Origin of the sequence: Paenibacillus sp. FSL H8-0168 (assembly GCF_038592955.1) — a bacterium.
GTDB classification, from domain to species: domain Bacteria; phylum Bacillota; class Bacilli; order Paenibacillales; family Paenibacillaceae; genus Paenibacillus; species Paenibacillus polymyxa_B.
In genome coordinates this window covers 4,570,578-4,586,081 of sequence record NZ_CP151948.1, presented here as the reverse complement: position 1 = coordinate 4,586,081, position 15,504 = coordinate 4,570,578, and the positions used below count along the sequence as shown (strand labels likewise).

Below are 15,504 nucleotides of genomic sequence, written 5' to 3'. Positions count from 1 at the left end.
CGAAAGTCTGTCAGGGGGGATTGATATGGTAGATACGGGGATTGTTATGCCACTGTACAAACAGGATATCGGCTATCTGCAAGCTGCGATCTCATCCGTACTAGCCCAGAGCTATAGGGCATTTCGCTTCATCATTGTTATTGACGGAGCGCCGGAAATGGTAGGGCCGGCGCTCAACGCAGCAATGGGGGACCCGCGCGTTCAGTTGGTTACACTCCCTCAGAACAAAGGAGTATCCCATGCCCTTAACCGGGGATTCGACGAGTTGTTTAAAGATCCGGCGATCAAGTATGTGACCTGGGTATCCAGCGACAATGTTTATAATTCATCCTTTATCGAACGATTACGGTGGGAGCTGGAGCAGGGGCCAGATTCGCTCGGGCTTGTGTTCTCCACTTTCCGCCAGATTGACGCTGCGGGTAACCCGTTGTACGACGAGCAGCATCAACAAGCGTTGATCCGGTACCAAAGTCAGCCGGATCACGAATTGCTGAACGCCAGCATCGTTGGGGTTTCATTTATGTACAAAAGCCAATATGCCCGTCAGATTGGGAGTTATCGGCTACAACCTGTGGAGGATTATGATTATTGGCTGCGGCTGACCGAGACGTGCAGCATGAAATTCATCCCGGAAATCCTGATGGATTACCGGGTGAATTCTGCTTTTAGTGTATCGGCCGGCTTGCACAGCCAGAAGGAGCACCGACGCTGGCGGCACGCATTCCAAATCGCCAAGCATGAGGCGAGAGCACGTCGGGGCATCCCACTTGAAATGACGATTTTAATGCCTGTCACGGATATGGCTCAAGCTGAATCATTGCTGGATAATCTGCTGGAGCAGCACTACAGCAATTGTGTGGTACGGTTGCTGGATGTAACGCCAGAACAGGGAGCCAGCGCTTTCCTGCCGATGATGCTCGATCCTCGGTTAATCGTAACGCCGAGGCCGCATTATTCTGTCCAAGAAGCACTGGTTCAGGCTATTGGTGAAACAACGACCCGCTTTGTAGTATGCTTCGGTGTCAAACCATATATTGCTGTGACGGATTTGCTGTATCTGACGGATTTGTTGCGCCCATTACAGGATACACATGCCTTTTCCTACTATACAGATGATCATTCAAACATCGGCAGCGGTCGAGGAGTGCAGTCAGTACCGCCGGAATGGAATTACGTGTATTACACGCACAGATTGCATCAGGCCCTGGAGCAGGGCTGTTTTTAGCTGACAGGAGACAGCGCCGGAATTGTGGTCAGCTCCGACTGAAGAACACGATGCTCCTGTACAACATTACCAAACTGATCTAGTCCAAAGTTGGAGAGCACAACATTGGAAGGTGCAGCGGAGACTACGTTGTATTGAACCTCATAGGCAAGTACCCCTTGTACAAAGAAGGTACGTCGGGCAATGGAGTTTGCAGGTACGTTAATCGATGTCACGTACAAGGGGATCTTGGTATCCGGTACGAGTGAGAAAAAAATTTGTACCGTTACGGTTGCCGCGTTCACTGTATCCTCGTTGACCAAATTTACAACGACATTGGAGCAGGCAGTACCAAAATCTCTAGTGTTGGTCATATATCCGGTTGTAAAAGCCAATCGAATCATCCTCTCAAAAAACAGAATATTGGAAAAATCCCTGAAGGGATGCTTCTATACTATGAATCTATCGAAAAGAAAGCTTGTATGGTTGTCTGTAGGCTGTGCTGAAAAAAGTACATTTTAATAGAAACACTTCAGGCATGTCCATTTATATAATGAAGGGAATGCTCGCAATGCCCTTTAATTTTCAGGTTACACCCAGCGGGTTGCCCAAATTTGAGCCCAGTGTCGCCGTTAATTTGTTGAATCCGAATATTGTTGTGGCTGTCGCTGTTGACTTTAGTAGCGGGCCCCCGCTCATTGGACTGTATCGTTCCTTGGACGCTGGGGCGAACTGGACTGATTCTTTACTGCCAATTCCACCGGGATATACAGGAGCCGAGGCAGGAATGGTAGCCTATCTGTTCCCGAATATTTTTATCATATCCGCACATGTGTTTCCGGGAAATGAGAACGGGGCTGTCGTGATCTATCGCTCTACGGACGATGGGGCCACCTTTTCCCCCCCGGTGGTCATTAATCCGGGTTTTGGAGATTACATTAATAATGACTGGACTAATATTACGACGGATAATGCGGGGGCAAGTCCCTATCTCGGGCACGTCTATGTCACGTATAACCGCCAATATAATGTAGATTTTAATGCTCAATCTGCGGCGTTCTACCAGCGTTCCACCGATGGAGGACTAACTTGGGATCGACCGTTATTGCTTTCGAATATCCAATCTTCCACAGAACGACCTGAGCCTGCGGTCGACAAATATGGAAGTGTCTATGTCAGTTGGATTCGTACGGGTCCGCAAACACCGGCTTATTTTATCCGGCGATCCTTCGATGGAGGCGCTACCTTTAGCGGGGATATTCTCGTATCCAACATAACGCTGGTGCCCAATCCTTTGCCCGTCCCCGGTTACAGCTTTAGGATACTGAATATTCCCAGCTTGGCTGCTGACTGCTCGGCTGTGCCGTCCACAACAAATACGTTATATGCCGTTTGGCAGGACTTTGGTCAGGGATACAGCAATATTTTGTTGTCCAAATCAAGCGATTTTGGCGGTACTTGGAGTGCTCCGATCATTGTGACAGACAGCCCGCCTGGCTCGCAAAATTTCTTTCCTGCGATTTCGGTGTCGCCTAAGACGGGACTGGTCGTTGTCGTGTACTATACCAATCGCTTGGACGGCTTTAATCTGGATGTGTTCGCCGCCCAATCGTCAGATGGAGGCAACACCTTTACGAACAGCCGTCTCACGACGACCTCCTTTAATCCGAATGTCGGTGGAGGCGAATCAGAGCTGATCGGCGACTATATTGATGTCGCCATTGTACCGCCGAATAGCTACATTTCCGTCTGGACGGATACGCGCACAGGCAGTTTGACAATTTTTGCTGGTGTACCGGGAGGTGGGGACTGATGCCGAACGTACAGCTTACGCCTAACGGAAGGCTGGCGCAGGAACCGAGTGTAGCTTTCAACCTGCTCGACGGTACCATTGTGTCTGCGGCTATCGATTTTACGACAGGGCCGCCGTTGACGGCGGTATACCGTTCAGGTAACGGCGGTGTCTCCTTTACACAGCAGATTTTACCGCTACCAGCCGGCTATGTAGGGGCGGAATCCCATAGCGTCAGCTACGGTTTTCCCAACTTGTTTGTCATAGCCTGTCACGTATTTACCGCAGACGGCTTGAGCGGTACTATCGCTACCTATGTATCTAGAGACAACGGTAATACATTTGATCCGCCCGTGATTGCCCAGCGGGGGTATGGGACATTTGTCAATAATGTTGAGGTCAGCGTGAAATTTGATACTTCTCAGGTCAGCTCCTATACCGGAAACATCTATTTGTGTTATACGCATCAATACAATCCTGACTTTTTCGGCGGGTCCGTCATGTTTTTCCAGCGCTCACAGGATGGAGGGATCACGTGGGATACACCCGTGGTGCTCACCCCTGGCTCCAATCAGATTACGCGTGGGGAAATCACCGTGAGCATTACAGGGGTGATTTATGTCGGGTACATTGTGACGAATCCGGTTAACCAATATCAGGTCATTGTATCCTTCAATGGGGGGACAGCATTCAGTTCTTCGCTGCCTGTGTCTTCTGTTGTCCCGGTTCCAAGTCCGTTGCCCGTGGCCGGTTTTGGCTTCAATGTGCTGCCGATGGCCAACATTGCGGTGGATCGCTCTACTAGCCCGAATCAGGGAACACTTTATGCGGTCTGGCAGGATAATCGGGCAGGGTATGCGGATGTACTACTCGCCCGGTCGGTGGATGGTGGATTAAGCTGGACTGCACCGCAATCGGTGACAGGAGCCAGTGCCGGGGCACAGCATTTTTTCCCGGCTATTGATGTTTCGCCTGTGACCGGCGTGATTAAGATCGTATATTATACCAATCAAATAACGACCTCTTTATTAGACGTATTTGTGGCCGAATCAGCGAACGGAGGGAATACATTTACGAACCTCAGAATAACAGACAGCTCCTTTAATCCTAACGGGATTAGTCCGGTTCCAGTCGTTACGATCGGTAATTTTATTGATGTAACGATCGTGCCGAATAATGGATTTTTTGCGGTCTGGACAGATGCGTTATCGGGTTTCCAGCAAATTTACGGAAGTAACGGAATGTAGCTCAGCGTACGAGACAGAGGAGGTGAGGCTGTTTTGAAAATTTTGTTGGCTACGTACTGGCCGATTCCTCATTTGGGTGGCGTATGGCCCTTTATGCTGCAAATTAAACGGAGACTGGAGCTACTGGGTCACACGGTAGATTTGATGGGGAACGGACCGGATACACCTAAATACCATATTGTTTTTGAAGATAGGGAGCTACTGAAGGATCAACTGCTGCCCCTACTGCATACGAAGCTGAATGAATCGGCTGTCCCTGTATTACATCTGGATTCATGGGTGCAGACGGTGGAAAAGGATCGATACTGTATGGAGCTGGCAGCGGCGTATTTCGGGGTTGAGCAGTATGATGTTATTCACACGCAAGATGTTATTGCGACGCGTGCTCTAAGTCGGGTCAAACGTAAGGACAGTGCGTTGGTAGCGAATATTCATGGCTCGCTGGCTCGTGAAGTCATGATGGCTCTGGAGCGGGATCATGAGGAGGGTTACCGTGAGACGCTGATGTGGAAATATTATTGGGCGCTGGAGCACTATGGCGCTCTATCCGCGGATATTACCATTACGTCTACAGAATGGATGAAACAGACGCTCGTGCGTGAGTTCGAAGTGCCTGAGCAGCAGATTGTCACTTTTCAATACGGATTGGATACCGAGCACTTCTGGGAAGTCCACGCCCGGGGAACGGACGTAGTACGACCTGAGGGGAAAAAAGTTATAATTTGTCCTTCACGGCTGGTCTATATCAAAGGGCTGCATTATTTAATAAGCGCTCTTGGCCTACTGAAAGCAAGTCGTACGGATTGGGTTTGCTGGATTGTCGGGGAGGGAGATAAAAGGGAAGAGCTTCAAACACAGGCGAAGGAGCTAGGGCTGGAGGAAGACGTGGTTTTTCTGGGGCATCGTGAAGATGTACCTGCTCTTTTACAACTGGCGGACCTTTTTGTCCATCCGAGCATACAGGACAATCAGCCGTTTTCGGTCATGGAGGCGCAGATTATGGGGCTTCCGGCAGTGGTATCGGATGCGGGCGGACTGCCGGAAATGGTGAAGCATGAACACACCGGACTGGTCTCCCCGGTTGGCGATGTGGAGGCACTGGCAGCTCATTTGCAGCATTTACTGGCTCAGGATGAAGTGCGGATAGCTATGGGAAAACGTGCCAAAGCATGGGGGACCGCGCATTGGTCTCTGGATGTTATGATTGAACGGCTCGTGAATATTTATGGGCAAGCGCTGAATCAAGTACGTTGAGTACGTTGATTCAACAGTTAGGAGGCAGAGCATGACTTTTCCTGTTGTTGGAGACTTGTACAACCGTATTTTTGAAATCCAGCAGTCGCACCCGGATCTGAAGGTCGATTACGCAATATGGAACCGAATTAACACCTCGTTGCCGGAAGATTATAAGCTGCCGGACGTTGACATTTTGGAACGACTGAAACAACCCGCACCATGAGAGCACAGACCATATAAAAAGGCAGGTCGGGCTTAAAAGTCCCACCTGCCTTTAGTTTATTTCAGCTCATTGTCCATCCAGGTTTTCGTTAATCTTCATAAACGGAGCCTCGAATTATGAGCGGTCCCGTAACAACAGCACGACGGTCAGCTGATTGTACGGTCAAGCAGTATACATAAGGCTCTGCCTGTTTTCCCGTTTCCTCATAGCTTAACTCAGCAAATCCCTCCTGATAACAGGAATCCTGCAACCAATCCAGCATAGGTCCCCGCTCATCATTGCGACGCAATCGAATGTCTAGCTCCCCGATATCCCAGTTGAGCAGCGGATTTTCCCATGCCAAAGAGACTTCAATGACAATACGTCCTTCAGATTTACTTGCAGGAATGATTAATGTAGAGAGCACACTCTCCTGCTCGGTGACCTGAAAAGGCAGTGCATATGTGCCTGGCTCAGCTTTATTTTGAACTGAATATTTCAACATACCTTCTTCCTCCTCTGCCCGTTCATTAGGGCGTCACGGTAAAATGACTGGCTGTACGTTTAGCGACAATGTTCCCGTTTTCCAAAAATTCAGCCAGGATAAACAGCGTTTCCGGATTGTAAATACTCGTCACCACTCGCAGGTAAAAAGGATTTTGGGCGGTCTCCATATCCTTGAGTTCTAGCACGGAGCCAGCTTCGGGAGAAGGGCTCAATCGAAGGAGCTGCCGTCGGAAAACGCCACTGTCATTTCCCATTTCCAGCAACACATCGACGGCTCTCTTTTCACGATTGAAAAAGGTCACATGGCAGCTTTCTATATGGGCGCTGTGGTAAGCGAGATGGTGATCGACGGTTAAAAGAAACACGGACATATGATGATGCCTCCTTGAATTCCGTTAGGTTACCAGCCTTAATAAGATATGAAAAATAACCGGGATTGGACTGGATAGTTGTACGCCTCTTTGACAAAAAGCGCATTGGTGTCCAACCCTTTTCGCCGTGCTGTGCATGTAATGTAGAGTGGAACATACTACGGCCTGAAGTCCCTTTTCGACTACAGAAGAAGGGTCGCTGAGGGAAGGGGCGTATTAAAAAAGGAGGCACGGCTATGAGACTCGCACAGCTGGCAGGGGAATATGAAGCGGTCTTCAGTCTGGGACAAAACTGTACACCTGCCATTCAATTGGAAAAGAACCGTTTGCGGCCGTTTGCCGGGGTACTGGATTGGATGATGTCTGACACGCTGTCCGATGTGAACCGCTTGCTAGAAAATCGGTTTGCCGGATTTATGGATTTGCCCAATTTAAGTGTCGTTGGTACGAGCCAACTGAATTATATGGTCAGAGATATCGCTTATAATGTGATCTCGGTGCATGATTTTCCACAGGAACGCAATACGTCCTCAGATCTGGTGACCTATCCCGAGTTCAGGGAAAAGATAGACCGTCGTATCGAACGTTTTTTTGCAAAAACACAGATGGCGAAGCGCAGCTTATTCGTCCGTATGCTGGGAACCTATGAAGAAGTAGAGGAACTGGAACGTATTTTGTCAGGCATGGTAGCGAATGAATTTCGTTTGTTGGTGGTGAATTGTTCCGGTGTAACGGAGTTGACGGAGGTGGATTGGCAGCTTCCGCATGTATGCGCGGTGGAAATGCCTTTTGCCGATGTATGGAATTACAAGAGTGATCCGCATTGGCGTACCCTTTTTAAAGGGATGACCTTGTCTTCGGAAAGGGGAGGGCGTCGTGCTTGAGCGGTTGCAGGGGGATTATGATGCTGTATTCAGTCTGGGTGGACATTGCTTGCCTTCCATTCAGCTGGATAAAAACGGACTGCGTCCCTATGCGGGTCCGCTGGACTGGATGATTTCCGGTAACTTGTCACAGATCAGTCGCTTGCTGGACGCCCGTTTTGCCGGTTTTATGGATGTTGACAGTCTGCGTGTCACGGGGCACGATTACGGCGAGCATAACTTCATGGTCGAGGATGCAAACTATGGGATTACAGCGGCACACCATTTTCCGGTTAGCGAGAATACATCGGAGCAGCTGACTTCCTACCCCGCATTCAAAACGACGCTTGATCGCCGCATCGCACGTCTACTAGATCAATTCACGCTTGCGTCCCGTCTGCTACTGGTTCGTCTCGGGGGCAGTCGGGAGCAAGCGGTGGAACTACATGATGTGTTATTGCAGAGGATTACACACGATTTTCGCTTATTATACGTGGATTATACAGGGACTGATGGTGTGACGGAGCTGGATTGGGGATTGGAGCGGCTGGTTTCAGTGGAGCTACCGCCTGAGGATATATGGAACGGTCAGGATGAGATGTGGCGTTATATGCTGGAAAATGTCAGGCTGCATGTCTGAGGTGGTGAGATTCCAGAGACACATTATAGATTGTCTTCGGACTGTGCTTGTGCCTGCGCCAAGCTATAGGGAGTCGCATAACATGATGCGAAGGGAAGTCATATGCTTCGGTTCAAAAGGAGGGTGAGCTAGTGAAGGCTTTGGTCACCGGGGGAGCCGGATTTATTGGTTCTCAGCTGGTACATGCGCTTGCTGATTCGGGCATCAGAGTGCATGTGCTGGATAATCTGACGACCGGGAATATCGCAAATGTGGACCCGCGCGCAGTCATGCATATTGCGGATATTCGCAGCTCTGAAGCTAGGACGCTGCTGATTCGGGAAAGCCCGGATATTGTGTTTCACTTGGCCGCACAGGCGGATGTGCAGCAATCCATTCATCAACCCGATGAGGACGCGGATGTGAATGTACTGGGGACGATTCATATGTTGCAGGCTTGTCATGAAGCTGGTGTGTCAAAATTTATATTTGCGTCCACGTCCGGTGTATATGGAGAGCTACAAAAGCAATGTATACAGGAAGACGATCCCGTGGAGCCGATTTCAGGCTACGGACTGTCCAAGCTGACCGCAGAATCGTATATTCGACTTTTTTATCGGCTGTACGGTATGAACTACACGATTTTGCGTTATGGAAATGTGTATGGTCCCGGTCAGGCTGCGAAGGGAGAGGGTGGTGTAGTCGCTCTCTTTATGGAGCGGCTGAAAAAAGGAAGCCCCTTGCTCATTCACGGCGATGGGACACAAACCCGCGACTTTGTGTACGTCAAGGATGTCGTTCGAGCGAATATGGCGGCTATTCATGCAGCGGATCAACGCACAGTACATGTAAGTACGGGACGAACGACGTCTATCAATCGACTGGCCTACGATTTACTAAAGCTGCACGGTTCGTCTGTCCGCCCTGTATATTCACCGGCGCGAGCTGGAGATATTCACCATAGCTGTCTTAGTAACGCAGTCGCCAGACATTGGCTTCGTTGGGAACCGCTATACGGCATTTCTGCTGGTTTACAGGAAACGTATGTGAGTAGTATGGGCTCAGGCAAAGAAGGTATGTGATCAAAAGCGCGCGGATATCAAGAAAGAGACTGAGGAAATACTCAGCCTCTTTTTCATTTGAATAGCAATTAGATGTTCTCGCCAGCCAGCTTCAAGGCTTGATCTAGGACAGCTGCACCGTTTCCTCTACCATAAGCCAACGTGTCAATGACATCTACAGGAATGCTATAGGGAGCAGCAATTTCGGTTACTGCCTTTTTACGCATGCGTACTTGAGGTCCGAGCAAAATAGCAATCACAGAATCTGTAATGCCTTCCAGCTCTTCCTTAATGGTGCTTTCGGGGATGGCTTCGATGTTCAGCTCTATGGATCTTGCTGCTGCTTCTTTTTTCATTTTAGAAACCAAAATAGATGTGGACATACCCGCAGCACATGCCAGAATAATTTTTTTCATCGTTGAGCGCCTCCAGAAATTCATTTTTAACTACTTATACTCTTCATCCAGATCAGCAACAAACGAGCGTTCCTTGATAGCAGCTTGATACCAGTAGCCGGATTTCTTCAAATGCCGACTTCGATCATTGTCTAGGTTAATTTCCACCAGTCCGTAGCGATTTTTAAAAGCATTCATGGGAGAAACGTTGTCTGTAAAGGCCCACAGCATATAACCTGTACAGTTGGAGCCCGCTTCTACAGCTTGTAATGTGTAGTATAAATGCTCAGTTATAAAGTCAATACGATAGTCGTCCTGAATAATGTGTTCCTCATTTTTGAAAGCAACTTCATTCTCAATGCCCATACCATTTTCCGCGACAAACCACTCGATATTGTGATATTCGTTCTTGATACGCATTCCCATATCGTAAATGATTTTCGGATAAATCTCCCAGCCCCGTGACTTGTTCATTCTTTTACCCGGAAGATCAAAATGCTCATAGTAGTAAGAGGGGTGAAAGGGGGTGTTTTCATTCCACGCTTTACTCTGCGCTTTGACCCGGTGGGGATAATAGAGATTGATTCCGACGTAGTCAACGGTATTTTTCTTAATCACGGTCAGCTCTTCCGTTGTAGCTTCAAATGTAATATCATGCTTGCCCATGAGATCGAATAATTCTTGTGGGTATTCGCCTTTAATAAGCGGGTCCAGAAATACTCGATTGTAAAATAAATCATACACATGCGCCGCGTATTGGTCATGAGGGGCGCTTGATCGGGCATACGTGACTTCGGGATTCAGAATAACGCCTATTTTAGCCCCGTGCTGACTATAGTTTTTTGCTTTGAAAAGCTGTACACACTTCGCGGTAGCCAGCGTTTTATTATAGTTCCATTGCATCCACTTCCGCGTATTTTGTTCATAGGGATAGCGGAGGGCATCTAGATAGACACGCGTTTGTACAACAATGGGCTCATTAAACGTAAACCAGTGCTTGACCCGATCGCCATACCGTTCAAACACTTTTTCCGCATATTTTACAAACAGTTCCACTACATGCTTGGAGGACCAGCCCTCATATTTGTCCAGCAAATAAGCGGGTACCTCATAGTGTTCCAGACAAATCATCGGCTCGACTCCGCTTGCAATCAGCTCATCAATGACCCGGCCCATATAATCCGCATACGCTTCATCCACCACTACATTCTCATAATCCGTTAAGAAGCGGGACCAATTAATAGAAGTACGATAATGGGTTAGTCCAATCTGCTTCATCAGCGCAATATCCTCGGCATAACGATTATAAAAGTCGGTTGCAACCGCGGGTCCATATCCATTGTGCCAGACATAGCGGTCATTTTTGTACCATTGGTCTAGGTATGAGTCCTGACCTTCTTTTTTACCGCTCCATCCCTCTGTCTGCCAAGCGGAAGCCGCTGCACCCATGATGAAATTCGACGGAATTTGTATCGTATGTTTAGCCATGACATGTTTCTCCTTTTCATTGTATAAAGAATGCGTTTTCAATTATTGATGTATTTCTATAGTAACGCATTATTCAGCCGTTCGCTTGTTGGCAATTTTGACGAACGGGAAATAAATGATAATGGCTACCACAATACAAATGATCTGAGTTACGACGGCGCCAATGCTTCCACCTGTAGACAGGTAGGCATTAATAATAGGCGGAGTAGTCCATGGAACCATGACGACGGCTTTACCTGCAAATCCAAGCAACGTCGAGAAGTAACCAATCGTTCCTGTGATGAGCGGAGTAATAATGAAAGGGATAGCCATCAATGGATTCAACATAATCGGAAGTCCAAAAATGACAGGCTCATTAATATTAAACAGACCCGGACCCAATGAAAGCTTTGTTATTTCCTTCATATCTTCACGCTTGGAAGCGATCATAATACAAATCAAGAGGGCCAGCGTAATTCCTGAACCACCGATACTCATGTATACGTCCCAGAAAGGCATCGTAATAATGTTCGGAATGGGCAGTCCTTGCTCATAAGCAGTCATGTTGACGGTAATCGCGCCAAGTAGCAGGGGTTCACGAATGGGCTTTACCATTTGGTTCCCGTGAATACCGATCACCCAGAAGATTTGCGCAACCAGCATCAGCACCAGTATACCTGGCAGTCCCTGTACTACGGTCTCCAGAGGTTTTTGCACCACATTATAGACGGCATCGTACAGGTAGAGACCTGTAAACTTATGAAAGAAAAATCCGAGCATTGAGAAGACTGTCACCGTTATGATGGTTGGTATCAATGCAGAAAAAGAAACGGCCACATTGCTGGGAACACTTTCAGGCATTTTGATTTTTAGCTTATCGGACTTGCCCAGCTTACTGTACAGCTCAACGGATAGGATGCTTATGAAAATACCTAAAAACAAGCTCTTGGTATCCGTAAATTGACGGGCTAAGACGTCTGTTACTTTTTGCATGTCACCGTTAACCATCAACTCTATCGTGGTTGGTGTCACAGAGATAAAACAGATTAAAGCAAGCAAACCGGGGAAGAGATTTTTCTCACCGTTAATTTTTCCTAGCTCCAGACCAATCATGAAAATAGCCAGAATGGTAAGGATATTCAAGCTGGCATAGTTAATGCCCGAGAAAATCGGTTTGTACTCAGCCAGGAATGAGAACGGCTTAAAATGCGCAAGACCATTGACCGGGTCCATGACCATATTAGAAATCAATACAGCAAAGGCACCGACAATAATAACAGGCATCAATGTGATAAAAGCTGATTTGATCGCTATAATATATTTAAAATTATTGATTGCATTTGCTACTGATGTGAGGCCATCGACCAGTTTGTCTTTGAATGCCATGGGATAGCGTCCCTCCCTCTACGATTTCGGTACGAATTGATCAATGCGTTCATACAGGTCTACAAACTCTGAGGCCATATCGCGAATGGTGATGGCATTCATCAGATGATCTTGAGCATGTACCATCATGACGGACATCTCTGTTTTTTCACCCGCTGCTTCATTGCGGATAATTCTGGTTTGAATTTTGTGGGAGGACACCAGTTCTTTTTTTGCTGTGGCTAATTCATCTTTGGCTTCCCGAAATTTCCCCGCCTTTGCAAGCTCAATCGCCTCCATGGCCGAGCTGCGTGCATTCCCTGCGTATAATATAATTTGGAATACAATCTCTGTGTCATCCATGTCCTCCATGTTCACGTCGTGCTCTGTAGATTCATCATTATTCACGTGATCCTCTCTCCTTTCAATCATCCTCGTCGTATGGCTATTATAATTTGGAATCGCTTTCAACATAACGCACATTATTTCCTCTTCTTAACGGAAATAAATCGTTCTTTCTAGTTGAAGTCTTATCATTAAATATAAAAAGAGAGAAACCCCAGCCCTGTAGGCTTTAGATTTCTCCTTTGTTCACATACTCCTTGTGTTCAACAATTTTTATGCAACACTTCTATGAATTCTGTATATGATTTGCAGCGAATAAGCTGCTGGACGAGCTGTTCATTATTTAAAATTTCAAGCAAAATATGATACATAGTCTGTAAATCTTCTGATTTGGTGCGCTGTATACAGAGCATACAAATAAACTGTACCGGCTTGCCATCCCAGTCGATAGCTTTTTGTAATGTGCAGATGGCCCAAAACGTAGAATCTGCGAAAGGTTCCATCGGATGCGGGATCGCGACCAAGTTGCCAAATGAAGTGGGGGAAACGGCTTCACGCTCTATTACAGATTGCAGCAGGGGGCCTTTTACAAGATCTGCTTCGTGTATTTTTTCGGCTATAAATTCAAGCACTTGGAGCTTGTTCTCAAACTTCTGCTGAAGAAAGACCAATTTTTTTCGTACATACTGCACAGCAGGAAGTCTGGCCTCAGAAATGGCTTGCTCAATTTTAGTAATATCGGAACCGCCTAAAAATGTATTCACATGGATCATGGGGATAGAAAGTGGTTCTGAAATGGGGATCGTGCTAATGACAAAGTCCAATGTATCCAACGACATTTGTTTCAGCTTATAAAATTCAGTGGTTCCTACGATATCCAACCTGGAACCGAAGACCGATTGAAGCTTATAATACAGCAGCTTAGCGCTGCCGAGTCCAGAAGCACATACGATCATACATCTTTTGGGCGCGTCCTCCATTTTCTTTCTTTCCATCGCGACTCCGATATGAATGGCTAAATACCCAATTTCATTTTCCTCGATGTGTATATGAAGCCGCTGCTTGATGACTTCCGCAGCAATGATACCTGCTTCAAAGGCAAGCGGGTAATTGGCTTTGATTTCATCCAGCATAGGATTACGCAAATTCATTCCGTATTGATAACGGTTGATCACCGGTTTGAGGTGAAGGCAAAATGCAATTAGCAATTCTTGATCGTTATGAATGTTCATCTTCAACTGCTGATCAATTTGGTCTAGTATTTCGATAGTCAGTTCGTAGATATCTTTATCAATGATCTTTTTAATCTCCACCTCATCCATACGGGCACTAACGACGGTCCTTACACCCAACAGGTGAACAGCAATGTACGCAACTTCAACAAGTGGAAAGGAGTGCTTCATGATTTGTTCCAAGGCGGATACGATCTCAGTCGCCACCCTAAACTCTTTCTGCGCTTCAATTTTTTTCATCTCTTGCGGATAATACGACACATACCTTTCTTCGCGAATACGCTTACATGCTATAGCGATATGAATGACCAGATTGTTCAGGGCAATGTCCGACAACTGAATATCATGGATCTCAATACGATCCAGAATCACTTCTCTTATGAATTCCATCTCTTCGTTAGAGATCAGAAGAGGGGGGGACACCTGCTGCTCGCCTATTTCATCTAACCTGTTAAATATATAGTCGGAAATGCAATAACGCAGCTTGGCCTCATTACCTTTGACTCGAATACCATGATAGGGTCTATTCTCCAGAGATAGTCCGTAAGTTGCCAGTAACTTGCGCAGTTCTTTGAGGTCATTCTGTAAAGTAGATCGACTAACATACAGGATCTCGGCTAAATCATCAAGTTTGACATATGCATTGGTAAGCAATAGCTTTTTCATTAAAAAACGGTTTCTAGCTTCAGAAGAACTCGCTAATGGATAGGGCACATGATGATCATAATCCTTTAATTGCTTCAGTAGATGATGAAATGCTTGTTCGTCCCGAACCTCTAACTTGTATCCTGTTCCTTTAAGGGGCTTAACTGCTGCTCCATGCTTTGACAACAGAGCACCCAATTCCTTTAAATCCGTTCGTATCGTTCGAGAAGATACCTTCAATGCATTTGCCAAGTGTTCTCCTTTGACCATCTGTTCTGCAACCAATATACGAAGAATATCAAAAATACGCACAACGAGCCCCCTTTCTTAGCTGTTCTGATGAACAGTATACAACGGTTAGAGCGTAACCAAAAGAAGGATTAACAGCAGCCTGAATGCTAGATGACCTTGACACACTAGCAGATTCGGGGATATAGTGGATACAATAAGTCTTTGATTGAGGTGTAGTTATGAAATTTACAAAAGCAACGAATTATGCTCTGCACACTATGCTCATGCTCGTTACGGATTCGTCGGTGAAGCCGGTAGGTGTTCAGCAACTAGCCGAATCCCAAAATGTTTCACCAACTTATCTTTCGAAAATTTTGACAAGGCTTGTGAAGGCTGGGATGATCGAATCGGTTTCTGGAGCCAATGGAGGCTATCGACTATCTCGTCATAAAGAGGACATTACCTTTTTGGATATTATCCATGCCATTGAAGGAACCAATTCTTTGTTTGAATGTGATTTTGTCCACGGCTCCGAGTGCCTGATTCAAGTTGTAATGAGGGAAGCAGAGGAGAAAATGGAACGACATCTTAAAAATACGAAATTGTCCGATTTGGCGCAAAAGCAAACGCAAGTTTCAAAGTAAGCGACTTTATATAGAAAGAGGGTGGTTGCCAGTTATGTATAGAGTTTTTTTTGTTTTATCATAGATATAAAGAATCTT

Annotated in this window: 17 protein-coding genes; 9 read left to right on the top strand and 8 right to left on the bottom strand. The window is 46.6% G+C overall.

The genetic code is table 11. From position 1 onward, the window contains the following. Positions 1-25 precede the first annotated feature (25 nt). Complete coding sequence (locus MHI21_RS20250) at positions 26-1,225, top strand: glycosyltransferase (RefSeq protein ID WP_342418801.1); 1,200 nt, start codon at positions 26-28, stop codon at positions 1,223-1,225. Here the strand turns inward: MHI21_RS20250 and MHI21_RS20245 are convergent. Beyond that, positions 1,222-1,608 (bottom strand): hypothetical protein, encoded by a 387-nt coding sequence (locus MHI21_RS20245; RefSeq protein ID WP_342418800.1) that lies wholly within the window; start codon positions 1,606-1,608, stop codon positions 1,222-1,224. The two genes, MHI21_RS20250 and MHI21_RS20245, sit on opposite strands and share 4 nt — an antisense overlap. 167 nt (positions 1,609-1,775) lie before the next feature. Here MHI21_RS20245 and MHI21_RS20240 point away from each other — a divergent pair, with 167 nt between their 5' ends. From MHI21_RS20240 to MHI21_RS20225, 4 genes are read left to right on the top strand one after another with little or no spacing between them, the layout of a single operon-like run. After that, the gene (locus MHI21_RS20240) at positions 1,776-3,017 is read left to right on the top strand and encodes a sialidase family protein (protein ID WP_341163215.1); all 1,242 of its coding nucleotides are present in this window, start codon (positions 1,776-1,778) and stop codon (positions 3,015-3,017) included. Continuing rightward, entirely contained in the window at positions 3,017-4,243 is a 1,227-nt protein-coding gene (locus MHI21_RS20235) for a sialidase family protein (RefSeq protein ID WP_341163216.1), read from the top strand. Before MHI21_RS20240 ends, MHI21_RS20235 begins: the two co-directional genes overlap by 1 nt. 33 nt (positions 4,244-4,276) lie before the next feature. Further along, positions 4,277-5,497: a glycosyltransferase family 4 protein gene (locus MHI21_RS20230; protein ID WP_341163217.1), complete on the top strand. Its 1,221-nt coding sequence runs from the start codon at positions 4,277-4,279 to the stop codon at positions 5,495-5,497. Between the two features lie 31 nt (positions 5,498-5,528). Then, entirely contained in the window at positions 5,529-5,702 is a 174-nt protein-coding gene (locus MHI21_RS20225; protein ID WP_341163218.1) for a hypothetical protein, read from the top strand. A gap of 88 nt (positions 5,703-5,790) precedes the next feature. On the opposite strand, the gene MHI21_RS20220 is transcribed toward MHI21_RS20225, so the two are convergent. Next, the gene (locus tag MHI21_RS20220; RefSeq protein WP_165179126.1) at positions 5,791-6,186 is read right to left on the bottom strand and encodes a hypothetical protein; all 396 of its coding nucleotides are present in this window, start codon (positions 6,184-6,186) and stop codon (positions 5,791-5,793) included. Between the two features lie 25 nt (positions 6,187-6,211). Next, positions 6,212-6,559 carry a hypothetical protein gene (locus MHI21_RS20215; RefSeq protein ID WP_165179127.1) on the bottom strand — a complete coding sequence of 116 codons (348 nt, stop codon included), beginning with the start codon at positions 6,557-6,559 and terminating at the stop codon, positions 6,212-6,214. A gap of 236 nt (positions 6,560-6,795) precedes the next feature. On the opposite strand from MHI21_RS20215, the gene MHI21_RS20210 reads away from it, so the two are divergent. The 3 genes from MHI21_RS20210 (at position 6,796) to MHI21_RS20200 (ending at position 9,123) form a co-directional block, all read left to right on the top strand. Next, the gene (locus tag MHI21_RS20210) at positions 6,796-7,443 is read left to right on the top strand and encodes a DUF1796 family putative cysteine peptidase (RefSeq protein ID WP_134903945.1); all 648 of its coding nucleotides are present in this window, start codon (positions 6,796-6,798) and stop codon (positions 7,441-7,443) included. Next, positions 7,436-8,062 (top strand): DUF1796 family putative cysteine peptidase, encoded by a 627-nt coding sequence (locus tag MHI21_RS20205; RefSeq protein WP_134903946.1) that lies wholly within the window; start codon positions 7,436-7,438, stop codon positions 8,060-8,062. The genes MHI21_RS20210 and MHI21_RS20205 overlap by 8 nt, the downstream gene beginning before the upstream one ends. A 131-nt stretch (positions 8,063-8,193) precedes the next feature. Continuing rightward, positions 8,194-9,123, top strand: a complete 930-nt coding sequence (locus MHI21_RS20200) for an NAD-dependent epimerase/dehydratase family protein (protein ID WP_342418799.1) — start codon at positions 8,194-8,196, stop codon at positions 9,121-9,123. Between the two features lie 68 nt (positions 9,124-9,191). Here MHI21_RS20200 and MHI21_RS20195 read toward each other — a convergent pair whose 3' ends face one another. The 5 genes from MHI21_RS20195 to MHI21_RS20175 form a co-directional block, all read right to left on the bottom strand. Then, positions 9,192-9,518: a PTS sugar transporter subunit IIB gene (locus MHI21_RS20195; RefSeq protein ID WP_061830059.1), complete on the bottom strand. Its 327-nt coding sequence runs from the start codon at positions 9,516-9,518 to the stop codon at positions 9,192-9,194. A gap of 30 nt (positions 9,519-9,548) precedes the next feature. Further along, positions 9,549-10,985 carry a glycoside hydrolase family 1 protein gene (locus MHI21_RS20190; protein ID WP_165179132.1) on the bottom strand — a complete coding sequence of 479 codons (1,437 nt, stop codon included), beginning with the start codon at positions 10,983-10,985 and terminating at the stop codon, positions 9,549-9,551. Positions 10,986-11,054: 69 nt separating this feature from the next. Then, the gene (locus MHI21_RS20185; protein WP_069290287.1) at positions 11,055-12,350 is read right to left on the bottom strand and encodes a PTS transporter subunit EIIC; all 1,296 of its coding nucleotides are present in this window, start codon (positions 12,348-12,350) and stop codon (positions 11,055-11,057) included. A gap of 18 nt (positions 12,351-12,368) precedes the next feature. Next, positions 12,369-12,692, bottom strand: coding sequence for a PTS lactose/cellobiose transporter subunit IIA (locus MHI21_RS20180; RefSeq protein ID WP_238808257.1), 324 nt, complete (start codon positions 12,690-12,692; stop codon positions 12,369-12,371). 245 nt (positions 12,693-12,937) lie between these two features. Further along, positions 12,938-14,863 carry a BglG family transcription antiterminator gene (locus MHI21_RS20175; RefSeq protein WP_342418798.1) on the bottom strand — a complete coding sequence of 642 codons (1,926 nt, stop codon included), beginning with the start codon at positions 14,861-14,863 and terminating at the stop codon, positions 12,938-12,940. Positions 14,864-15,021: 158 nt separating this feature from the next. On the opposite strand from MHI21_RS20175, the gene MHI21_RS20170 reads away from it, so the two are divergent. After that, positions 15,022-15,426, top strand: coding sequence for an RrF2 family transcriptional regulator (locus MHI21_RS20170; RefSeq protein WP_165179135.1), 405 nt, complete (start codon positions 15,022-15,024; stop codon positions 15,424-15,426). Positions 15,427-15,504 lie beyond the last annotated feature (78 nt).